This window comes from Streptomyces sp. NBC_00435, from assembly GCF_036014235.1.
Classification (GTDB): Bacteria; Actinomycetota; Actinomycetes; order Streptomycetales; family Streptomycetaceae; genus Streptomyces.
On the sequence record NZ_CP107924.1, the window covers coordinates 1,336,067 to 1,356,866 of the forward strand.

Sequence of the window (20,800 nt, forward strand, 5' to 3'; positions counted from 1 at the left end):
TACCGACCTGATTGGAGGTCTCGTCATGCCTTACAAGGCAGACATAGCAAGGGTTAAGGCCCGTCTGGAAGCCATCATGGAGGCGACACCTAAGCAGCGCGGCTTGGCCTCACGGTCGGGTCCGGGCAAGTCCCTGATCTCTCATCCGCTCCTCGCTGAGGCATCGCGGGCGGAGACGGACCTTCGCGGCTTCTACAAGCTTCAGCGGGACTACGAGCGGGATACCGCCGGTGTCGAGACCGACACGACGGCCCCGCCGGAGTCGGATTGGCAGGGTCCGTGATCTGGGGCAGCGTCCCGGACGCGCTCCCGAAGCACAGCTTGGCCCCGTACGTGTACGACTGGTGCCGCCGGTACCTGATCCACGATGGGCGACCTTGGGAGTTCACCCCGGGGCAGCGGCTGTTCCTGTGGCACTACTACGGCCTTGACGAGGCCGGAGGGTGGACGTGGAAGGAAGCGGTCTACTCGGGGCCCAAGGGGGCCGGGAAGACGCCGTTCGCTGGTGCCGTGTGCCTGGCTGAGTTCCTGGGGCCGGTGCGGTTCGCAGGGTGGCTTCCGGACGGCCGCCCGAGGGCGCGGCCAGTGGACCCGCGCAAGGCCCTGGTGCAGATCGCTGCTGTCTCTCAGGACCAGTCGGCGAACACGACGATCCAGATCCGTTCCATGCTGTCGAAGCGTGCGATCCAGCGCTACGGCCTGAAGGTGGACACCAAGCAAGTGTCGTTCAGGGACAAGTCCATTCCGGGGAAGATCCACGCTGTCACGGCGTCGGGGGCCTCCCAGGAAGGCAACGTGCCGTCGTTCATCCTGTTCGACGAGGTGCACCACTGGCACACCAACGAAGCCATCCAGGTCTACGGGACGATGAGCCGGAACGCGCTCAAGGTCGGCACGCGTCCGATGGCTACGAGCAATGCCCACGTTCCCGGTCTCGGGTCCGTCATGGAGCGGCTCTACGACCACGTTGATGGAGCCCTTCGAGACGGTAAGCCCACGTCCACTCTCTTCATGGCGCGGCAGGCGCCGGCCGACACGGATCTGACGACGACCGCGGGGCTCCTCAAGGGCCTCAAGGAGGCTTACTCCGACGCAAGTTGGGCGGACATCGCTGGTATCGCTCAGCGGTTCATGGAGGGCAAGGAGTCCGTCTCGGACTTCCGCCGTTTCTTCCTCTCGCAGGTCGTGGACAACGGTGACCGGTGGGTGTCTCCGGTGGACGTGGACAAGGCCGTGACGAACGTCCGGCTGGAGCCGGGCACGCGGGTGGCTCTCGGCTTCGACGGGGCCTTGAAGCACGACTCCGTGGCCCTGGTGGCATGCGAGATCGACTCTGACCGGTGCCACGAGGTGGCGGTGTGGGAGCGACCAGAGGACGCGGGCAAGGACTACCTCCACCCGTCCGCCGAGATCGACGCTGCGGTTCGCAACACCTTCGAGGACTTCAAGGTGCAGGCGTTCTTCGCTGACGCCTACCTGTGGGACGCGTACGTGCGGAAGTGGTCGGCGGACCTGATGGCGCCGGTAGTGAACCGGCGGGGCAAGCGCGCGGTTCGCGCCTCCGGGTCGTGCGCGGTCGCCTACCCGATGGGCCAGAACCAACGTCGCTTCATCGAATCCGCCGAGTCGCTACAGGATGCCTTCGCTAAGGGCATGGTGCGGGTTAGCGGTAAGCGCTTGGCCCGGCATTGCAAGAACGCGATGAGGCAGGTTCGCCGCGAAGGCATCTTCCCGGCTAAGGCCCATAAAAGGTCGCCGGACAAGGTTGACGGAGTACACGCGCTAAGCCTTGCCTGGGAAGCGCGCCAAAAGGTTATTGAGCAGGGTGTGAAGAATAGGCAGGTTGCCACGGCTTACACCTACGAGTTTGAGGACTAAGACATGAAGCATGACATTGACAAGCTGCGGGAGTTCCGCAGCAAGGAGTACGGCCGGCTGTCTGTTATTGACTCTCGGATGGCAGGCTACCATCCGATTCCGTACGTGCCCGATGAGCTTAAGAGGCACCTTAAGGCCCTCGTGGAGCAGTCCAAGACGAATTGGCTCCCTAAGGTTGTTGAGGCTATCGGGGAGCGTCTCAACGTAGTGGGGTTCCGTGACCCTGATACCGGCAATGACGCCAAGGGCTGGGACCTGTTCGTCAAGAACGGAATGCAGGATCACCAGGACCTCGTACACCGAGCCTCGCTTACGTACGGCGTCAGCTTCGTTCTGGTGCTCCCTCGTGGCGAGGAAGGCCCGTCCATCAAGGGCTTCTCCCCCATGCAGATGACGGCCATCTACGAGCGGGCGCAGGACCGTTTCCCGATGCTGGCCGGCTTCAAGACCAGGGTCTATAACGGCGGCGAGCCGGAGCTTGAAGAGTGGACGGTTATCGACCGTACGCACGTCCGCGTGTTCCTCGGTGACCCTGACGAGGCCGGGGACCAGTACAGGGAGACGGCCGCCTACGCGCACGGCATGGGTGTGTGCCCGGTGGTTCGGTTCGTCAACCAGGAGTCGTTTTCCGAGTCTCAGCCTCCGGTGAGCGAGGTCGAGCCGCTGTTCCCTATTCAGGAGCGGCTTACGAACCTTCACCTGGACATGGCCACAGCGGGCAAGTTCTCGGCGTTCCGGCAGAAGTACGCAATCAACCTGGACCTTAAGCCTGGGTCGCTTAAGGCGAACCCTGGTGCGGTGTGGGCCGCACAGACGAACGGCGCATCGGATCAGGCCGGGAAGTTCGGCGACTTCCCCGGCACACAGATGGATGGGTATAAGCAGGCCATTGAACTCACGTTCAAGGAGTTCGCGGCCCGATCGTCCCTGCCTATGCGGGCCATGTCCCCCGACATGGTGAACGTTTCCGGTGACGCTCTCGAATTCGCCGAGAAGGACCTGAATCAGAAGGTTGCCGACCGACAGCGTTCGTACGGTCGAGCCTGGGCAACGGTGATGGGCCTGGCAGCTTTCGCGGCCGGTTATGTGAAGGCGTTCAGCATGAGCGCCAACGTCGTTTGGTACGACAACCGGTCTCACGATCCGCTGTCCCTGTACCAAGGCCTGATGAACCTTAAGAACATCGGCTTCCCCACGTCGGTTCTCGTTGAACTGATCCCGGCAGGCACGCTGACGGCCGACCAGATCCGGGAGGTCAAGGACTACTGGGCTCAGGGCGGAGACGATCCGTCGTACGCGCTCACGTCGAAGCTCGCGCGGGCCATGAGCTACCCCGAGAAGGAGGCTGCGTGATGCGTACCCGTGTACTACCTCTCGGCGAGTACGTCGTCGGCGAGGCCCTCAAGCACTACCTCCCGAAGGCTGTCCGGGTCTCCCTCGCGCCCCCTGCGGGCGCACCCGAGGGCCAGGCGGTCTACGTTCACCGGGTCGGCGGTGTGGCCCGTAGCCCGGGTCAGGTCGATAACGGCATGTACGTCTTCAACCTGTTCGCTCCCTCATTCCGTGAGGCTGCCGAACTTGGCCAGGCCGTTCGGGTCAGCCTGTACGAGGCTGAGCGGGACCAGTTCGCGGCGAAGGACGGCCGTATGGGCAAGGTGACCGAGGTGGCCGGTCCGTCTCCACTGCCGCGTGAGAACGACGGCGATCCGTACACGGGGTATGCGAGCTACACGATCATCACTCGCTGATGTGAGTTGGCGCTTCCGCGGTTCAGCCGGCACGCGCACTGACCTGCCACGTTTCGGGAGAGGCGTTCTCAACTCGACGTAGAGGAGCCCCACCCGGTCGGCCGGGTGGGGCGGCCTCTCAGGCGAAGCGGCGGTAGACGCGGATGGGGCGCTCCGCGACACACACAGCACCGTTCCGCAGGATCATGGTTCGGGTGGCACCTGCCCTGTACCTCAGATCCGCAATGGGGATCAGGTTGCCCCCGGCAAGGACGTGATCCCCGACCCTGAGTTCGTTGGGAGGACAGTCCATGGGTGCCGTACCGGGCGGGATGCGGATACGGTCATCGGGCTTGGTGCGCGGGTCACGCTTCCGCAGGTTGCGGCACGCACGCGTGCGGGCGATCCACTGGAACCCGCCCGCGTCCATGAGTCGGAGAACCTCCGGTGACGGGTAGAGCTTGACTACCTCTCCCCGTAACTGCCTCTCACGGTCGATCACCATGTCACCGAGGTAATAGCGAGTCACGTTCCTTCTCCGCTGCGGGGGCGTCGGCGTACATCACGTCTGCGTGGTCTGTGACAACTCGGCGGAAGAGGTTGTGGCTCGTGGCCCCCGAGTGGCTGAGGGCCCACCGCTGGGCAGGTTCCTGGTCGTCCTGGGGACCGGAGCCTTGCCCGCACTGGTAGGCGGCACAGAAAACTTCCCAGATGACGCCCCCCTCGGGAACGTGCTCTATAGAGAGGTCTTCGAAGCGGTAGACGCTGCGGATCACTGACCCGCTCGCTTCCGGGCCCTAAGCACGCTCGACCCGGCGGGGTGGGGGTGCTGCCGGATCTCGATGTTGCAATCAGTGACCCCGCTGGCGTTGCCCTCCGCCCGGAACTCCGACCGCTGCCCTGCCAGGGCCGCGCAGACATCGCACCCGGGGTAGGGCTCCGCGTCCGGCCGCTCGAAGGGGTCTCGCTGCGGTACCTGCCGCCATAGCTGCTCAGCCGTTGCCGCCATCACGCACCCTTCCGCCAAGCCTGTGGAGTGTGCTCTAACCATCGGCCCGTGAAATTGCACGGCCTAGTGTGATCCGTAGTGTGAACCGGCCCCAGGGAGCAGGGATTTCACTGTCTAGTGCGACCTGTAGTGGCAAGGTGGGCGCATGGAAATCGGGGAGCTGATCAGGGATCTCCGCAAGGCTCGCGGCTGGAGTCAAGGGCGGCTAGCGTCAGCGGTCAATGAGGCGTACGGGACGACGCTCACGCGGGAGTACGTGAGCAACTGGGAGTGTTCCAAGGTGAAGCCGGGCGGCTTCTACCTTGCTGCCCTCTCGGCCGTTCTGGACGTACCCCTAGCTGTCCTGGAGAACGAAGTGCAGCGACGTACCTTCCTCACCGATGTGGCCGGGGTCGCCATAGCCCCTGTCGTGGCCTCCGACCTTCTGTCGGCAGGCTTCGCCGCCCGCCTCGCTGGGGGGCCCTCCCCGGACGCCTGGGAAGCGAAGCTATCCACGTACGGCACCGAGTACATGTCGATGGGTGCTGCCGACATTCAGCGCCGGGTGTCGGGGGAGCTTGTCGTAGTGCAGCAGCAGCTAGACCAACCCCGACTGTGGTCGGTGGCTGCACGGCTGATGACGTTGTACGCGAAGACGTTTCCGGGGTCGGATGGGACGAAGGCCGTCGAGTGGTATCGGCTGGCCGCTCAGGCCGCCGACGAGTCCGGCGACGCCGATACGCGGGTGTGGGTTCGGGGCCGTGCTGCTATCGCCCTCGGGTACGAGGGTGCGTCTCTCGGAGTCGCGGACGTGCTTGCCGACCAGGCCCTAGCCATCGGCTCCAACAAGCCTTCGTTGGGCCTACTGAACGCGATCTACGGCAAGGCGCATGCTGCCGCCCTGCGAGGCGACACCGCTACTGCTCACCGGCTGGACGAGCAAGGGCGCCGGATCTTCGACACTGCCGGATCGTACGAGCAGACCTCTGACTACGCCGTGCCGTACTGGCGACTGAACGTCTTCCGCTCGCTCCTCCTTGCCCGCCTCGGCGACGAGAAGGGGGCCGTCGAAGCCCAGGAGCAGGCCCGTACAGAGCTCCCGGAGGAGCTGCCGAGGTTCGCCACTCACCTTGAGCTTCACCGTGGGCTGATGCTCGCTAGGTCCGGGGACAGGGCCGGAGGCGTGGCCTACGCCGAAACCGCTATGGCGGCTCTACCGCCGGAGAAGCACAGCTTGACCCTGCGGATGCTCATGGACGAGATCCGGGCCTGACCTGCACAAACAGTGCATGGATTAGAGTTGTGTCCCTACAGGTTTCGAGCCGTCGAACCCGGCGATGACCGTGCCCACCAGTTCGCCGTCCCTGCGGGCGAGCAGCAGTGCCCGCGGGTCGCGGGCGTGGAGGCGCTCGACACCCGCGAGGTCGTCGCTGATGCTCGTACCCTCGGCGGCGGCCTTCCAGAAGTCGAGGACGGCTGGAAGATCGGCCGCGGCCGCGGATTCGATGTAAAGATCGTTCATGCGGGGATCCCATCACGGCCCGGCGGGCGGGGTCCACCGAAAAGATGATCCGATCGCTTTGCCCTTCCTTTACCCTGTAGGCACTACCCCTCTCCTGACGAAAGGTGTGAGCGTCCGCCCATGGGCGAGCCTCCCAGTCCCCACCCCACCCGCATCCCCTCCCGTGCCCGACATCGCGCGGCGCCCTCCCTCCTGGCCGATCATGGGACGGAGGTGAACGACCGATGACCGAAGTGCTCCTGCTCGTCGTGGCGCTGCTGCTCTGCCTTGCCTGCGGAGTCTTCGTCGCGGCCGAGTTCTCGCTGACCACCATCGAGCGCAGCGAGCTGGAGCGGGCCGTCGAGCGCGGCGAGCGCGGCGCGGACAGCGCCCTTGCCGCCGTCCGCAGCCTGACCTTCCAGCTCTCCGGTGCCCAGCTCGGCATCACGGTGACCGGCCTGGTGATCGGCATGATCTCCAAGCCCTCGATCGCCGCCCTGCTCAAGGGCCCGTTCGAGGCCATGGGGCTGTCCGCCGGCGCCGCGTCCTCGACCGCCCTGATCCTCGGCACCGTGCTGTCCACCGTCGTCCTGATGGTCGTGGGCGAGCTGGTGCCCAAGAACTGGGCGATCTCCTCCCCGCTGGCCGTCGCCAAGCGCGTCGCCACCACGCAGCGGATCTTCAGCCGCGCCTTCCGGCCGCTCATCAGCCATCTGAACAGCACGGCCAACCACATGGTCCGCAGGTTCGGTCTGGAGCCCGCCGAGGAGCTCGCCTCCGCGCGCACGCCGCAGGAGCTGGTGGCCCTGGCCCGGCACTCCGCGAAGGCGGGCGCCCTGGAGAAGGACACCGCCGAACTGTTCGTACGGACCCTGAACCTCGCCGACCTGACCGCGGAGAACGTCATGACCCCGCGCGTCCAGGTGACCGCCCTCGACGTGCAGACCACCGCCGAGGACGTGGCCAACGCGACGCTCGCCACCGGTCTGTCCCGCTTCCCCGTCTACCGGGGCAGCCTCGACACCGTCGTCGGCACCGTCCACATCAAGGACGTACTGGCACTGCCCGCCGAGGAACGGCACCGCACCCCGGTGTCGCAGCTGCTGCGCGAGCCGCTCCTCGTACCGGAGTCGCTGACGGTGGACCGGCTCCTGGACCGGCTGTCCGGCAGGCAGACGATGGCCGTGGTCATCGACGAGTACGGCGGCACGGCCGGTGTGGCCACGCTGGAGGACATCGTCGAGGAGGTCGTCGGCGAGGTCCGCGACGAGCACGACCCGCACGAGACCCCCGACCTGGCCCCGGCCGGGGAGGACGCCTCCGGGCGGGCGCTGTTCTCCGCGGACGGCTCCGCGCGCACCGACCAGCTCCAGCGGATCGGCCTGCGCGTGCCGGACGGTCCGTACGAGACGCTGGCCGGTCTGATAGCGACCCAGCTGGGGCGGATCCCGCTGGTCGGCGACAGCCTGGAGCTCGACGGCTGGCGGCTGGACGTGGTGGACGCGAGTGGGCGGCGGGCCGCGCGGGTGCTGTTGCACGTGCCGGTCGAGCCGACCCGCGACGACGGTAGGGAGGAGGCCCGATGACTGCCGTCCAGTTGCTGATCGGCCTGGCGACCCTGGTCGTCAACGCCTTCTTCGTCGGCGCGGAATTCGCGCTGATCTCGGTCCGGCGCAGCCAGATCGAGCCGTACGCCGAGCAGGGCGACCGCAGGGCCCGCGCCGTGCTGTGGGGCCTGGAGCACGTCTCGGCGCTCATGGCGGCGGCCCAGCTGGGCATCACGCTGTGCACCCTGGTGCTGGGTGTGGTGGCCGAACCGGCCATCGCGCACCTGCTGACCCCGGCGTTCGACTTCTTCGGAGTGCCGTCCGGGCTGACGCACGTGATCTCCTTCGTGGTGGCGCTGGCGCTGGCCACCTACCTGCACATGCTCTTCGGCGAGATGCTGCCGAAGAACGTGGCGCTGGCCGAGCCGGTGCGGACCGCACTGCTGCTGGGCCCGCCTCTGGTGGCCCTGGCCCGGGGACTGCGACCGGTGATCTTCGCGATCAACGCCTTCGCCAACACCCTGCTGCGCCTGCTGCGGGTAGAGGTCAAGGACGAGGTCGCGGCGACCTTCTCGGACGACGAGCTGGCCCGCATCGTCAAGGACTCCAGCAACGCGGGGCTCATCGACGACCGTGCGAGCGAGCGGCTGCACGACGCCCTGGAACTGGGGCGGCGGCCGGTGACCGACGTGGTGCTGCCGGCGGACCGGGTGGTTCCGGCCCACGAGGGCATCACGCCGGCCGGGCTGGAACAGCTGTCGGCGGAGTCGGGTTACTCCCGCTTCCCGATGATCGACGCACAGCACCGGATCCTGGGATACCTGCACGTCAAGGACACCCTGGACGCGGCGGATCGGGACGAGCCGTTCCCGGTGACCGCGCTGCGGCCGATCGCGCAGGTGCGGGCGGAGACCCCGCTGGACGACGTGCTGACCGCGATGCGGCGCAGCCGTACTCACCTGGCGGCGGTACTCGGACCTGACGGGGCCATGACGGGCCTGGTCACGATGGAGGACGTGCTGCGGGAGCTGTTCGGCAGGCCGGCCTCGACCTAGGCCGAGGTGTGGACGCGCTGTCCCGGTCCCGCCTGCGGGACCGGGACAGCGCGCGGTAGCATCGCTCCCGCCATGGAGATGAATGCGTCTTACACCAGTTTCGTCGCGGTCGGCGACTCCTTCACCGAGGGCATGTCGGACCTGCTTCCCGACGGCTCCTACCGGGGCTGGGCCGACCTGCTCGCCGACCGCCTCGCCGCGCGCGAGCCCGGCTTCCGCTACGCGAACCTCGCCGTCCGCGGCAAGCTGATCGGTCAGATCGCCGAGGAGCAGGCGCCCGCGGCCGCGGCGATGCGCGCCGATGTGGTCACCCTGGTCGGCGGGCTCAACGACACCCTGCGGCCCAAGGTCGACATGGGCCGGGTACGCGGGCACCTGGAAGCGGCCGTCGAACTGCTGGCCCCCTCCTGCGGGACTCTGGTCCTGATGCGCTCCCCGGGACGCAACGGGCCCGTGATGGAACGTTTCCGCCCTCGCATGGAGGAGCTCTTCGTCATCATCGACGAGCTCGCAGCGCGCCACGGCGCCCTTGTGGTCGACCTGTACGGGTCCGCCGCGCTCGGTGATCCCCGGATGTGGGACGTGGACCGGCTGCACCTGACGGCCGAAGGCCACCGCAGGGTCGCTGAGGCGGTCTGGCAGGCGCTGGGCCTGGCGCCGGAGGCGGACTGGCGCACCGGGCTTCCGCCCGCCGCCGTGCCGGGCTGGACCGCGCGCCGCGCGCAGGACCTCAGCTTCGCCCGGCAGCACCTGCTCCCGTGGGTCGGCCGCCGTCTGACGGGCCGCTCCAGCGGGGACGGCCGTCCGGCCAAGCGCCCGGAGCTGCTGCCGCACGAAGCTCCGGCGGGCGACCGCCTCCCCCAGGCCGACCCTTCCGGGCCCCGCCGGCTCTCGTAGTAAGGCACAATCCCGGGCGGGGCCCCTACCTGCGTAAACGCACAGCCGCGGCCCAAGTAGAATCCCTACACGTGACAGCCAAGCCCCGCATCCCCAATGTCCTGGCCGGCCGCTACGCCTCCGCGGAGCTCGCCGTCCTGTGGTCCCCCGAGTACAAGGTGACGCTGGAGCGGCGGCTGTGGCTCGCCGTGCTCCGCGCCCAGAAGGACCTCGGTATCGAGGTCCCCGACGCGGCCCTCGCCGACTACGAGCGCGTCCTCGAGACCGTCGACCTCGCCTCGATCGCCGAGCGCGAGAAGGTCACCCGGCACGACGTGAAGGCCCGCATCGAGGAGTTCAACGCCCTCGCCGGCCACGAGCACGTGCACAAGGGCATGACCTCCCGCGACCTCACCGAGAACGTCGAACAGCTCCAGATCCGGCTCTCGCTGGAACTGGCCCGGGACCGTACGGTCGCCGTCCTGGCCCGCCTGGGCAAGCTGGCCGGCGAGCACGCCGAGCTGGTCATGGCCGGCCGCTCCCACAACGTCGCCGCGCAGGCGACCACCCTGGGCAAGCGCTTCGCCACCGCGGCCGACGAGCTGCTGGTCGCCTACGGCCGCCTGGAAGACCTGCTGACCCGCTATCCGCTGCGCGGCATCAAGGGCCCGGTCGGCACCTCCCAGGACATGCTGGACCTGCTGGGAGGCGACGCCGCGAAGCTGGCCGACCTCGAGCAGCGGATCGCCGCCCACCTCGGCTTCGGCCAGGCCTTCACCTCGGTCGGCCAGGTCTACCCGCGCTCGCTCGACTACGACGTGGTCACCGCCCTGGTGCAGCTGGCCGCCGCTCCGTCCTCGATCGCCAAGACGATCCGCCTGATGGCCGGCCACGAGCTGGTCACCGAGGGCTTCAAGCCCGGCCAGGTCGGCTCCTCCGCGATGCCGCACAAGATGAACACCCGCTCCTGCGAGCGCGTGAACGGCCTGATGGTCATCCTGCGCGGCTACGCGTCGATGACCGGTGAGCTGGCCGGCGACCAGTGGAACGAGGGCGACGTCTCCTGCTCCGTGGTCCGCCGGGTCGCCCTGCCCGACGCGTTCTTCGCGCTCGACGGCCTGATGGAGACCTTCCTTACGGTCCTCGACGAGTTCGGTGCCTTCCCGGCCGTGGTCGCCCGCGAGCTGGACCGCTACCTGCCCTTCCTCGCCACCACCAAGGTCCTCATGGGCGCCGTGCGGGCCGGGGTGGGCCGCGAGGCCGCCCACGAGGTCATCAAGGAGCACGCGGTCGCCTCCGCCCTCGCCATGCGCGAGCAGGGTGCCGAGCGCAACGAGCTGCTCGACAAGCTGGCCGCCGACGAGCGGATGCCGCTGGACCGGGCCCAGCTGGACGCCCTGATGGCCGACAAGCTGTCCTTCACCGGCGCCGCGGGCGACCAGGTCGCCGCGGTGGTCTCGCGCATCGAGGAGATCACCAAGGAGCACCCCGAGGCCGCGGGCTACACCCCCGGATCGATCCTCTGACCTGCGGATGACCCCCGAGGAACTGAACGCCGCCCGTGATCGCGTCCTCCCGGACGTGGTCTCGGGCGGTCTTCGCGTGCTCTTCTGCGGAATCAACCCGGGCCTCCTCTCCGCCGCTACGGGCCACCATTTCGCCCGTCCGGGCAACCGCTTCTGGCCGGTCCTGCACTTCTCCGGCTTCACCCCCCGCCTGCTGGCTCCCGCGGAGCAGGAGCAGTTGCTGACCTACCGCCTCGGCATCACGAACGTCGTGGCCCGGGCCACGGCCCGCGCCGACGAGCTGAGCGCCGATGAGTTCCGCGAGGGCGGACGCATCCTGACGGCCAAGGTGGAACTCCTGCGCCCCCAGTGGCTGGCGGTGGTCGGGGTCACCGCCTACCGCACCGCCTTCGGCGACCGGAAGGCCCTGATCGGCCCCCAGGACCGCACCATCGGCAGCACCCGCATCTGGGCCCTCCCCAACCCCAGCGGCCTCAACGCCCACTGGACCGCCGCCTCCATGGCCGAGGAGTACGCCCGCCTGCGCGCGGCCGCCGAGTCCACCGGCCCGGCCGCCCCCGGCGCGTAGGGCACCCGCCCCCGCGCCGGAAGGTCCCTCTACTATCCGAGGATGATCACCAAACCGATCGAACTCGTGATATTCGACTGCGACGGCGTCCTCGTCGACAGCGAGCGGATAGCGGCCCGTGTCCAGGTCACTCTGGGTGCGGAGCTCGGCTGGCCGCTCACCGAGGCCGAGGTCATCGCCCGGTTCATCGGTCGGTCCTCCGCCTCCATCCGCGAACAGATCACCGAACGGCTCGGTCCCGGGGCGGCCGCCCTGTGGTGGGAACGGTTCGAGGAACTCCACCGGGAGGCGGTGGACTCCGGGCTCTCCCCGGTCGAGGGGCTGCCGGAGGCACTCGACGCGATCACCCTGCCGACGTGTGTCGCCTCCAGCGGCTCGCACGAGAAGATGCGCCACACCCTCGGCCGCACCGGCCTCTACGAACGCTTCGCCGGACGCATCCACAGCGCCACCGAGGTGGCCCGCGGCAAACCGGCCCCGGACCTCTTCCTGTACGCCGCTCAGCGGATGGGAGTGGACCCCGCCGCCTGCGTGGTCGTCGAGGACAGCCTGCCCGGGGTGCAGGCGGCCCGCGCCGCCGGGATGCGGGCCTTCGGCTACGCCGGCGGGCTGACCCCCGCCGAACGGCTCGAAGGCCCCGGAACCCTCGTCTTCCACCACATGCGCGAGCTTCCCGCCCTGCTCACCCGCTGATACCCCCGCGAGTTGCCGGCAGCGCGTGGTCGGCGGCCGGTAGCCGGTCCGGTGCTACGCGTCGCGCCGCCGCACCGATGTCCATCCGCCGATCACCGCGACCAGTGCCCACAGCGCCAGCACCCCGAGTCCGGTCCAGGGAGCGAGGCCCGTCGACGTGTCCAGCCGCATCATCATCTGCCCCGCGCGGTCCGGCAGATACTGGGCAACACCCTCGGAAGCCGCTCCGAGGACGAACGACACGATCAGCGTGAACGGTATGAGCAGGCTGAGGACGACCGTGGCACTGCGCAGCACCGCGGTCAGTCCGGCCGCCAGCAGCGCCATCAGCGCGAGGTAGGTGCCGCAGCCGAAGATCGCACGGTAGCTGCCCGGGCTGCCCAGTTCCAGGGCGTAGGAACCCGTGAACGCCTGTCCGGCGACGAAGGTGACCAGTGCGGTGAGCTGGCCGACCAGGAAGGCGAGTCCGCCCACAACCACCAGCTTCGACAGGTACAGCCGTGCTCGGTTCGGCACCGCGGTCAGCGACGTGCGCAGGGCGCCGTTGTGGAATTCGGAGGAGAACGCGGTCGCGCCGAAGGCGAAGGCCGCTGTCTGGCCGAAGTTGAGGCTGTAGAAGGCCGCGAGGAGCGGGTCGTCCCCCATGCTGCCGGCCTCTGTCCCGCCGGTCATCGAAGCCGTCAGCACCTGGATCCCCACCGTGACGGCGAAGACGGATATCAGCGCCCCGAAGGTGCCGCGCAGGGACCGTATCTTGATCCATTCCGAGTTCAGGACAGGCAGGGTGGGCAGAGCGGTGCTCATGGGGAAGGCCTCCTTGGAAGTGTGGGTGGTCAGCGGGTGGCGGCGAACTGGGCGCTGCCCGCGGTCAGATCGAGGTAGGCCTGTTCCAGCGAGGCCCGCTCGTCGACCAGTTCCAGCAGCGGGATGCCTTCGCGGGCCGCGATGACGCCGAGCCGTTCGGCCTGTATGCCGTCCACGGTCCACCGCCCGCCCTCGGCGGTGACGAGTTCGAGTTCGTCCCGGGCCAGGGCGGCCCGGAGGCGGACCGGGTCCGTGGTGCGCAGCCGCACCCTCGGAGAGCTGCGGGCATCGATGAACTCCTCCATCGGCATGTCCGCCAGCAGCCTGCCCGCTCCCAGCACGACCAAGTGGTCGGCGAGGGCGGCGGTCTCCGTCATCAGGTGACTGGAGACGAGGACCGTGCGACCCTCGGCGGCCAGGCCGCGCATGAGTTCGCGGATCCAGATGATGCCCTCGGGGTCGAGGCCGTTGGTCGGCTCGTCCAGGAGCAGCACTTCCGGGTCTCCGAGGAGCGCGGCCGCTATCCCGAGGCGCTGGCGCATGCCCAGTGAGAAGGTCTTGATCCGCCGCTTCGCCGCCGGCGCTGTCCCCGACTGTTCCAGCACCGCCTCCACCCGGCTCATCGGGATCCGGTTGGCCGCGGCGAGGAAGCGGAGGTGGTCGCGGGCGGTGCGCCCGCCGTGCGCCGACTGGGCGTCCAGCAGTGCGCCCACCCGGTGGAGGGGATCGGGCAGTTCGGTGAAGTGCCGGCCCCCGATGGTGGCCGTCCCGGACGTGATCCGGTCCAGGCCCAGCAGCAGCCGCATCGTGGTCGACTTCCCGGCCCCGTTGGGCCCGAGGAAACCGGTCACCCGACCGGGCATGACATCGAAGGTGAGGTGGTCCACGGCCCGGGTCCGGCCGAATTCCTTGGTCAGTTCTCGGATCTCGATGCTGTTCATGCCTCAAGGTTCACCGCCCGCCCCATCCCCCTTCCTCCCCCGAGCGAGGGTTCCTTCTCCCCCACGTGGGGGAGACGTCGCGCGTCCCCGAGCTGCAACGATGAGGAGATGTACCGACTGTTCCGCGCCGCGACCCGACCAGTGACCTATTCACGCTGGGTGCACCTGTGCGTGCCCATCCTGATGCTGGCCGTGTGGATGTTCATACAGCCCGCGGCTCCGTGGATGCCGCTGCTCCTCGTCATCCCGATGGGGCTCCTGCCCTGGATGCGGCTGGCCGAGGGACTCCAGGCGCAGTTCCTCCTCGCTCCGGCCGAGCGCAACGCGCAGGGCAACAAGGAGGCCGAGGAGCACGACTTCAGCACCATCGCCTCCAAGGGGTGGAGCGACCGCTGGCGGACCTTGTTGTGGCTGGAGATACGGCTCGTCGTTTCACTGGCCACCATGGCCGCCACGGTGTGGCTGCCGGTGCTCACGGTCGAACTGGTCACGACCGCGCTCGGCGGGACGGTCACCACGGACAGGCTGGTGCCCGCCTCCCTGCCCGCCTGGGCGGCGTGGCTACTGGCTCCACTGCCGCTCGTTCTGCTGCTCGTCTCCGTGATCCTGCTCGGCGACATGATCACCGCCATCGCCCGCCGGCTGCTGGGGCCTTCGCCGTCCGAGCGGCTCACCGCCCTGGAGGCGCGTACCGAGCAACTGCTGGAACGCACCCGCATCGCGCGGGAGCTGCACGACTCGATCGGCCACGCGCTGACCGTGGCGGTGGTCCAGGCGGGGGCCGCGCGCGCGGCGGGCGACCCCGAGTTCACGGACCGCGCGCTGTGCGCGATCGAGGAGACGGGCCGGGCCGCGCTGGAGGACCTGGAGCGGGTGCTGCTCGTGCTGCGGGAGTCCGGCCAGCGGCCGTCGCAGCGGCCGACGCTGGTGGAGGCCGACCGGCTGTTCGAGTCGGCCCGCGCCTCCGGCTCCGTGGTCGACGCGGAACTGACGGGCCCTCTGGAGCAGTTGCCCGGCCCGGTCACCCAGGAGGGTTACCGGATCCTCCAGGAGGCGCTGACCAATGTGCTGCGGCACTGCGGCCCCGTACCCGTACGGGTGAGGATCGGCATGGTCGCCGACCGGCTGGACCTGGAGGTGACGAACCCGTTGCCGGACCGACCCTCCGTGATGACGGGCAGCGGAAGCGGACTGCGCGGAATGCGGGAGCGTGCCGCGCTGCTGGGCGGGAAGGCCGAGACCGGGCTGTACAAGGGGGGTTGGAGGGTGCGCGCACGGCTTCCGCTGGAGCGAATACGCTGACCGGATGCCGGTTACCGTACTGCTCGTCGACGACGAACCCCTGGTGCGCGCGGGTCTGCGCGCCGTCCTGGACGCCCAGCCCGACATCGAGGTGGTCGGTGAGGCGGCCGACGGCGCCTCGGTCGTCCCGCTCGTGCGGCAACTGCGGCCGGACGTCGTGGCGATGGACGTCCGGATGCCGCTGCTCGACGGGATCGAGGCGACCCGGGCGGTCCTGCGGTCCGTGGATTCGCCGCCCAAGATCCTCGTGGTCACCACCTTCGAGAACGACGAGTACGTCTACCAGGCCCTGCGGGCGGGCGCGGACGGGTTCCTGCTGAAGCGGGCCCGCCCGTCGGAGATCGTGCACGCGGTACGGCTGGTGGCCGAGGGCGAGACGCTTCTCTTCCCCGCGGCGGTGCGGTCGCTGGCCGCCGAGTACGGGAACCGGCAGGCGCGCACGGTGCTGGAGCGGGCGGCGCTGACCGAGCGTGAGGAGGCCGTCCTCCGGCTGATGGCCAAAGGCCTGACCAACATCGAGATCGCCCGCGAGCTGATCGTGGGCACCGAGACGGTGAAGTCCCACGTCAGTGCGATCCTGGCGAAGCTGGGCGCGCGGGACCGGACCCAGGCCGTCATCACCGCGTACGAATCGGGATTCGTCGCCCCCGCCTGACGGCAGCTGCGCATACCGCTGTCGGCGTACGGACTTCTCTCCCCAGCTGCGTACAGATGAACGTCCCCAGCTATGAGTACGTGCTCCTGATTCTGGTGCGCCATGCTGGCTCCATGACGACCAAGGGGTGGGGCATAGCGGCCGCGGCCTGGAGCGTGGTTGCCGTGCTGTTTGCGGGGACAACAGTATGGGCCGGGGCTGGGGGACTCGTGCGGCTGGGGCTGGCCGGAGATGAAGTCCGGGTTCGTCTTTCGCAGTGCCAGCGCGAAGGCGGAGGTCGAGGGGGAAGCTATGTCGAGTGCTCCGGTCAGCTGGTGGATGACGTGAGCACGGGCACCGTGATGGTGCGTTATGACGGCAAGCCAGGGGAGGTGGTGCCCGCCGCCAGGACGCCGTGGGGAACTCTTGAGGTAGTGGACAAGAGCTTCACGTCGTGGGGGATGGCAGTTCTGTTTCCGCTGTTTCCTCTCGGGGCTGCGGCGTTGGCTGCCTACCTCGCCTTGAGATCCGGTCGCCGCAGAAGGAGGCAGCCCGCATCGAGCGCCTCGTGAGGCTCGGGGGGCCAGGGGCCTTATGCCACGTCCGCGTCTCGTTCGATGGCTTTGAGGCGGTTCTTGAGCCGGTAGCTGGGGCCGTTGATGGAGATCACGTCGCAGTGGTGCAGAAGCCGGTCAAGGATGGCGGTGGCCAGCACCTCGTCGCCGAACACTTGCCCCCATTCGCTGAAGGTCTTGTTCGAGGTCAGGATGATCGAGCCCTTTTCGTACCGCTTTGAGATGACCTGGAAGACCAGGTTGGCTTCTCCGCGTTCGAGGATCTCGTAGCCCACCTCATCGACCACGAGAACACCCGGCCGCAGGTAGGTACCGAGCTTGTTGGCCAGGCGGCCGGCTGCTTCGGCGGCTTTGAGGTCGCGGACCATGTCGTCGAGGCTGGTGAAGTAGACCGAGTACCCGGCCCGGCAGGCCGCGACCGCGAGAGCGACGGCGATATGTGTCTTGCCCACTCCCGGCGGACCCAGGAGAGCGGCCTTCGCCTTGGCCTCGACGAACGAGAGGGTGGCCAGGTCCTTGACCTTGCGTGGGTCGAGGTCGGGCTGGAACGAGAAGTCGTGTTCATCGAGCGTCTTATGGTGCGGCAGCCGGGAGAGTCGCAGGCCCTGGCGGAAGCGGCGGTCGTCGCGGACGGCCAGTTCCTCGGAGAGGATCAGGTCGAGGAAGTCTAGGTAGCCCATCGCCTCGTCCGCCCGGCGGGTGAACTCGTTGATGGTTTCCGCGAGGTGGGGCAGGCCGAGCTTGCCGGCCGTGGTGCGGATGCGGTTGCCGGTCAGCTCGCTCAAGACGATTCCTTCGTCGCTCGATGGGTGGTGAAGGGACGGGTGCCGGTCAGCTCGTCATAGACCGACAACGGTCGGCGCCCGACCTCGATGCGGGTGGCCGCGGCCCTGTTCAGCAGGGCCTGCAACGGGCCGGCCTCCTCGCCCCGCGGCCGTTCTTGGCGAGGCTGGACCGGGACGTCGCCGGTGGTGGTCCGACGGTTCTTGCCTGTGGGCAGGCCGTCCCAGTGCGAGTCATCGACGACACGGGCACCCCGGCCGATGGCCCGGGGATGGGCGGCCAGCAGTGTGCTGCCGTGGGCGTCAGCGAGGGTGGCATGCGGCATGACCTGGGATTTCGTGGCCCGGATCTCGACCAGCTGGCGAGCACGGACCCGGCGGGCCGGCACGGAGTAGAGGTTGCCGTCGAAGGCGACCAGGCAGTCCTTGCCGACGTGCCGCAGCTGCCGCTCGGCCACCAGATACGGAGTCGGGGGAAGCGGCTTGAGGGCCGCGTGGTCCCTCGCCGCCCGCTTCGCGATGACCTCTCGGTGGGTCTTGTGGATCTGGGCCCGCCGCAATGGCACCCAGGCGGTGAACGCGGCGTCCATCTCCTCGAGAGAGGAGAACGCTCGGGCGGACAGGACGTGGTCGCGGACGATCAGGACCTGCCGTTCGACCCGGCCTTTGCCCTGCGGGCGGTAGGCGGCCAGTACGTCGATGTCGAAGTCGTAGTGCCCGGCGAAGCCGACCGCCTCCGGGTGCAGCGGGACCGCCTCACCAGGAGCGACGTGGCGGCGGACGACGGTCTTGGTCCGGTCGTGGGCGATCGTCATCGGAGCCCCGCCGAAGTGCGCGAACGCCCGGCGGTGGCAGTCGAAGAAGGTCTGCAGGTCCTGGCTGGTGGTGAAGCAGCAGAACGGGTCGCGGGAGTACGACAGCGTCATGTGGAAGGAGTAGACCTTCGCGATGCCCATGTGGGCGAGGATCTTTCCCTCATCGCCCTAGTCGACTTGGGCCTGGGCGCCGGGGATGACTTCGAACCGGCGGTGCATCCCGGCCAGTTCCTTGGGCGTGATGCCGAGTTCCTCGGCGATCCTCGGCCTGGCCGTCTGGACGTAGAGCTTGACCCGCTGGTAGTTGCCGGGGAAGCCGTACTCCTGGGCCAGCCGTTCGTGGATGACCGCGGCCTTCATCAGGACCTCGGCCCGGAGCATGGAGTCGATCAGCGGCCCGAACTCGTCGATCACCCTCGCCCGCGACCGTCCGCTCGGCGACCGCCGTGGAGGCGTCGCCGGCCCCAGTGCCGACAGGTACTTGCGGACCGTCATGCGGTCCAGCCCGGTCTCCCTGGCGATCTCCGACAGGCTCATCACCCCGGACTCCAGCAGGCCACGAAAGCGCCGGAGCTCCAGCCAACGCTGCGGATCCAAGACCACTGCCAGCCCCTCCGCCGCCCGTATCGACCAAGCAGCAGAGCGCCGAGCGGCAGGTCTCACCGCATCAGCAACTGTCCCTCTACATTCGTACGAGGGTGGGGACATTCACGTGTACGCCGACAACCGGGAAGGCGCTCGACCGGATGCGCTGCGGACCTACAGGAGGAGGGACGGATTCCGGCCGATGGGGGGCCGCTTCTCGCCGTTGCCCCTGGTCCGCAGTACGATCCGGCTGACAAGCTCGCTAGCTGGGAGGACACACGTTGGGGCAGCTGACCGGCGGGGACCCCTCTCTGCTCCGGCGGATCAACTCCGCCGTGGTGCTACGTGCACTGCGTGCGGCCGAGTCGCCGACCCTCACCGACCTCACACGGATCACCGGTCTCTCCCGGCCCACCGTCGAGGGCGTCGTCGAGGGACTCATCGGGACGGGGCTCGTCGTCGAAGCGGGCGCCGAGGAGGGTGCGCGGCGCCAGGGGCGCCCCGCCAGACGGTTCCGCTTCCGCGCGGAGGCGGGACACCTGCTCGGAGTGGAGATCGGCGCGCACCGGATCGCGGTGCTGCTGTCCGGGCTGGACGGCCGGGTGATCGGCGCCGGCACCAAGGAGGTCGCCGAGACCGCCTCCGCCGACGAACGGCTCGAGCGGGTCCGCGGTGCGGTGGCGGACCTGCTGCGCCGGGCCGGCGTGCCCCGGGACTCCCTGCGGGCGGTCGGGGTCGGCAGCCCCGGAATCGTGGAGGCCGACGGCACGGTCCGGCTCGGCACGGCCCTGCCCGGCTGGACCGGGCTGCCGCTCGGGGAACGGCTCCGCCGCTCGTTCCGCTGCCCGGTGCAGGTGGAGAACGACGCCAACGCGGCAGCGGTCGCCGAACACTGGAAGGGCGCCGCGACCGATACCGACGACATGGTCTTCGTGATGGCCGGGCTCAGCCCCGGCGCGGGCTCCCTGATCGGCGGTCGCCTGCACCGCGGCTTCGGCGGGGCAGCCGGGGAGATCGGCGCGTTGCACCTGCTGGGCCGCGAGGTCACGCCCGAGAGGCTGCTGTCGACGACCGGCGAACCACTGCACCCGCTGGACGAGCGGGCGGTGGCGGAGGTCTTCGCGATGGCCAAGCGCGGCGACGAGCGGGCGGTGGCCGCGATGGACCGGTTCATCCAGCGACTGGTCCACGACGTGGCGGCGCTGGTCCTGGCGATGGACCCGGAGCTGGTCGTCGTCGGCGGCTGGGCGGCGGGGATGGACGGGGTCCTCGACCCCCTGCGCCGGGAACTGGAGCGGTACTGCCTCCGCCCGCCGCGCGTGACGCTGTCTCTGCTCGGCGAGGCGGCGGTGGCCACGGGGGCGCTGCGGCTGGCACTGGACCACGTGGAGGAAGAACTGTTCGCGGTGGAGAAGACGGTCACGGCCCGCCGCCGCTGACCCCTCTGGAACGGCACGCACCACTCGCGGACGCCCCCGATCCCTTTCGGGGGGGTGCCCCTATGTGTTTGGTCGAGCTGTGTGGCTCACAATGCGGGCATGGATGACCAGGGTGGGGACTCGGTATCGGTGTGGCGGGTGGGTGGGGCGGCTCGCGTGGCGGGCTATGTGATCCCGGCTGTCGTAGGGGTGAAGGCGCTCATCGGTTGGGCTGGGTGGGTCTCTTCTCCAGGAGTGGAGACGACACGGCCGGCCGGGCTGTGGTCAGGGCTGGCCGTCGGCGTTGCGTTGTTCTTTTGGTGGACGATTCTCAGGGTCCGACTCGAAGTCGGCTCTGACGGGATCGTGGCGGTCAATCCGTGGGGGACCCACCGCCTGAGACTGGACGAGGTGGCTTCGGTGAGGCTTGGCGCGTGGGGTGCGGAGTTCCACCACGGAGACGGCTTCAAGACCACGGCTTATGCGCTGAGCGAGCTGGCTGCGGGAACCGCGCAGGACCGGCGCTTCTCGGAGCTGCTGGCTGCGATGGAGGCGGACCCCACCTCCTCACCGCGGTAACGTCCG

Annotated in this window: 23 protein-coding genes and 1 pseudogene; 16 read left to right on the forward strand and 8 right to left on the reverse strand. The window is 68.9% G+C overall.

The window, feature by feature from the left end:
- Nucleotides 1-25 precede the first annotated feature (25 nt).
- From OG389_RS06040 to OG389_RS06055, 4 genes are read left to right on the forward strand one after another with little or no spacing between them, the layout of a single operon-like run.
- A complete protein-coding gene (locus OG389_RS06040) occupies nucleotides 26-283 on the forward strand; it encodes a hypothetical protein (RefSeq protein WP_328297427.1) in 258 nt (85 codons plus the stop codon).
- Nucleotides 280-1,878 carry a hypothetical protein gene (locus tag OG389_RS06045; protein ID WP_328297428.1) on the forward strand — a complete coding sequence of 533 codons (1,599 nt, stop codon included), beginning with the start codon at nucleotides 280-282 and terminating at the stop codon, nucleotides 1,876-1,878. Before OG389_RS06040 ends, OG389_RS06045 begins: the two co-directional genes overlap by 4 nt.
- A 3-nt stretch (nucleotides 1,879-1,881) precedes the next feature.
- Nucleotides 1,882-3,231, forward strand: a complete 1,350-nt coding sequence (locus tag OG389_RS06050; RefSeq protein ID WP_328297429.1) for a phage portal protein — start codon at nucleotides 1,882-1,884, stop codon at nucleotides 3,229-3,231.
- Nucleotides 3,228-3,626: a hypothetical protein gene (locus OG389_RS06055; protein ID WP_328297430.1), complete on the forward strand. Its 399-nt coding sequence runs from the start codon at nucleotides 3,228-3,230 to the stop codon at nucleotides 3,624-3,626. Before OG389_RS06050 ends, OG389_RS06055 begins: the two co-directional genes overlap by 4 nt.
- A 118-nt stretch (nucleotides 3,627-3,744) precedes the next feature.
- On the opposite strand, the gene OG389_RS06060 is transcribed toward OG389_RS06055, so the two are convergent.
- Nucleotides 3,745-4,110: a hypothetical protein gene (locus tag OG389_RS06060; protein WP_328297431.1), complete on the reverse strand. Its 366-nt coding sequence runs from the start codon at nucleotides 4,108-4,110 to the stop codon at nucleotides 3,745-3,747.
- 1 nt (nucleotide 4,111) lies between these two features.
- The gene (locus OG389_RS36735) at nucleotides 4,112-4,381 is read right to left on the reverse strand and encodes a DUF7848 domain-containing protein (protein ID WP_443059212.1); all 270 of its coding nucleotides are present in this window, start codon (nucleotides 4,379-4,381) and stop codon (nucleotides 4,112-4,114) included.
- Between the two features lie 378 nt (nucleotides 4,382-4,759).
- On the opposite strand from OG389_RS36735, the gene OG389_RS06065 reads away from it, so the two are divergent.
- The gene (locus tag OG389_RS06065; protein ID WP_328297432.1) at nucleotides 4,760-5,866 is read left to right on the forward strand and encodes a helix-turn-helix domain-containing protein; all 1,107 of its coding nucleotides are present in this window, start codon (nucleotides 4,760-4,762) and stop codon (nucleotides 5,864-5,866) included.
- Nucleotides 5,867-5,914: 48 nt separating this feature from the next.
- On the opposite strand, the pseudogene OG389_RS06070 reads toward OG389_RS06065, so the two are convergent.
- A pseudogene (locus OG389_RS06070) lies at nucleotides 5,915-6,115 on the reverse strand (GNAT family N-acetyltransferase); the annotation flags it as partial.
- A 224-nt stretch (nucleotides 6,116-6,339) separates the two neighbouring features.
- Between OG389_RS06070 and OG389_RS06075 the strand changes: the two are divergent.
- The 6 genes from OG389_RS06075 (at nucleotide 6,340) to OG389_RS06100 (ending at nucleotide 12,359) form a co-directional block, all read left to right on the forward strand.
- Nucleotides 6,340-7,680, forward strand: coding sequence for a hemolysin family protein (locus tag OG389_RS06075; protein ID WP_328297433.1), 1,341 nt, complete (start codon nucleotides 6,340-6,342; stop codon nucleotides 7,678-7,680).
- A complete protein-coding gene (locus tag OG389_RS06080; RefSeq protein WP_328297434.1) occupies nucleotides 7,677-8,696 on the forward strand; it encodes a hemolysin family protein in 1,020 nt (339 codons plus the stop codon). Before OG389_RS06075 ends, OG389_RS06080 begins: the two co-directional genes overlap by 4 nt.
- A 72-nt stretch (nucleotides 8,697-8,768) precedes the next feature.
- Complete coding sequence (locus OG389_RS06085; protein WP_328297435.1) at nucleotides 8,769-9,593, forward strand: SGNH/GDSL hydrolase family protein; 825 nt, start codon at nucleotides 8,769-8,771, stop codon at nucleotides 9,591-9,593.
- A gap of 71 nt (nucleotides 9,594-9,664) precedes the next feature.
- On the forward strand, nucleotides 9,665-11,098 hold the full coding sequence (purB, locus tag OG389_RS06090) for an adenylosuccinate lyase (protein WP_328297436.1): 1,434 nt from the start codon (nucleotides 9,665-9,667) through the stop codon (nucleotides 11,096-11,098).
- Between the two features lie 7 nt (nucleotides 11,099-11,105).
- Nucleotides 11,106-11,666: a G/U mismatch-specific DNA glycosylase gene (gene mug / locus OG389_RS06095; RefSeq protein WP_328297437.1), complete on the forward strand. Its 561-nt coding sequence runs from the start codon at nucleotides 11,106-11,108 to the stop codon at nucleotides 11,664-11,666.
- A gap of 45 nt (nucleotides 11,667-11,711) precedes the next feature.
- Nucleotides 11,712-12,359 carry an HAD family hydrolase gene (locus OG389_RS06100; protein ID WP_328303550.1) on the forward strand — a complete coding sequence of 216 codons (648 nt, stop codon included), beginning with the start codon at nucleotides 11,712-11,714 and terminating at the stop codon, nucleotides 12,357-12,359.
- A 54-nt stretch (nucleotides 12,360-12,413) separates the two neighbouring features.
- Here OG389_RS06100 and OG389_RS06105 read toward each other — a convergent pair whose 3' ends face one another.
- Both OG389_RS06105 and OG389_RS06110 read right to left on the reverse strand, forming a co-directional pair.
- Entirely contained in the window at nucleotides 12,414-13,163 is a 750-nt protein-coding gene (locus OG389_RS06105) for an ABC transporter permease (RefSeq protein WP_328297438.1), read from the reverse strand.
- Between the two features lie 29 nt (nucleotides 13,164-13,192).
- The gene (locus OG389_RS06110) at nucleotides 13,193-14,104 is read right to left on the reverse strand and encodes an ABC transporter ATP-binding protein (RefSeq protein WP_328297439.1); all 912 of its coding nucleotides are present in this window, start codon (nucleotides 14,102-14,104) and stop codon (nucleotides 13,193-13,195) included.
- A gap of 108 nt (nucleotides 14,105-14,212) precedes the next feature.
- On the opposite strand from OG389_RS06110, the gene OG389_RS06115 reads away from it, so the two are divergent.
- Genes OG389_RS06115 through OG389_RS06125 form a run of 3 tightly spaced genes read left to right on the forward strand, consistent with a single transcriptional unit; the run spans nucleotide 14,213 to nucleotide 16,612 of the window.
- Nucleotides 14,213-15,406 (forward strand): sensor histidine kinase, encoded by a 1,194-nt coding sequence (locus tag OG389_RS06115; RefSeq protein WP_328297440.1) that lies wholly within the window; start codon nucleotides 14,213-14,215, stop codon nucleotides 15,404-15,406.
- A 4-nt stretch (nucleotides 15,407-15,410) separates the two neighbouring features.
- Nucleotides 15,411-16,061 carry a response regulator transcription factor gene (locus OG389_RS06120; RefSeq protein WP_328297441.1) on the forward strand — a complete coding sequence of 217 codons (651 nt, stop codon included), beginning with the start codon at nucleotides 15,411-15,413 and terminating at the stop codon, nucleotides 16,059-16,061.
- Between the two features lie 56 nt (nucleotides 16,062-16,117).
- Nucleotides 16,118-16,612, forward strand: coding sequence for a hypothetical protein (locus OG389_RS06125; RefSeq protein WP_328297442.1), 495 nt, complete (start codon nucleotides 16,118-16,120; stop codon nucleotides 16,610-16,612).
- Between the two features lie 20 nt (nucleotides 16,613-16,632).
- On the opposite strand, the gene istB is transcribed toward OG389_RS06125, so the two are convergent.
- From istB to OG389_RS36740, 3 genes are read right to left on the reverse strand one after another with little or no spacing between them, the layout of a single operon-like run.
- On the reverse strand, nucleotides 16,633-17,400 hold the full coding sequence (istB, locus tag OG389_RS06130; protein ID WP_328297443.1) for an IS21-like element helper ATPase IstB: 768 nt from the start codon (nucleotides 17,398-17,400) through the stop codon (nucleotides 16,633-16,635).
- Nucleotides 17,397-18,353 (reverse strand): Mu transposase domain-containing protein, encoded by a 957-nt coding sequence (locus OG389_RS06135; RefSeq protein ID WP_443059213.1) that lies wholly within the window; start codon nucleotides 18,351-18,353, stop codon nucleotides 17,397-17,399. Before OG389_RS06135 ends, istB begins: the two co-directional genes overlap by 4 nt.
- 27 nt (nucleotides 18,354-18,380) lie before the next feature.
- Nucleotides 18,381-18,749: a hypothetical protein gene (locus OG389_RS36740; protein ID WP_443059214.1), complete on the reverse strand. Its 369-nt coding sequence runs from the start codon at nucleotides 18,747-18,749 to the stop codon at nucleotides 18,381-18,383.
- Nucleotides 18,750-19,078: 329 nt separating this feature from the next.
- Here OG389_RS36740 and OG389_RS06140 point away from each other — a divergent pair, with 329 nt between their 5' ends.
- Complete coding sequence (locus OG389_RS06140; RefSeq protein WP_328297444.1) at nucleotides 19,079-20,236, forward strand: ROK family transcriptional regulator; 1,158 nt, start codon at nucleotides 19,079-19,081, stop codon at nucleotides 20,234-20,236.
- Between the two features lie 99 nt (nucleotides 20,237-20,335).
- Nucleotides 20,336-20,794: a PH domain-containing protein gene (locus OG389_RS06145; protein ID WP_328297445.1), complete on the forward strand. Its 459-nt coding sequence runs from the start codon at nucleotides 20,336-20,338 to the stop codon at nucleotides 20,792-20,794.
- The last annotated feature ends 6 nt before the right edge of the window (nucleotides 20,795-20,800 follow it).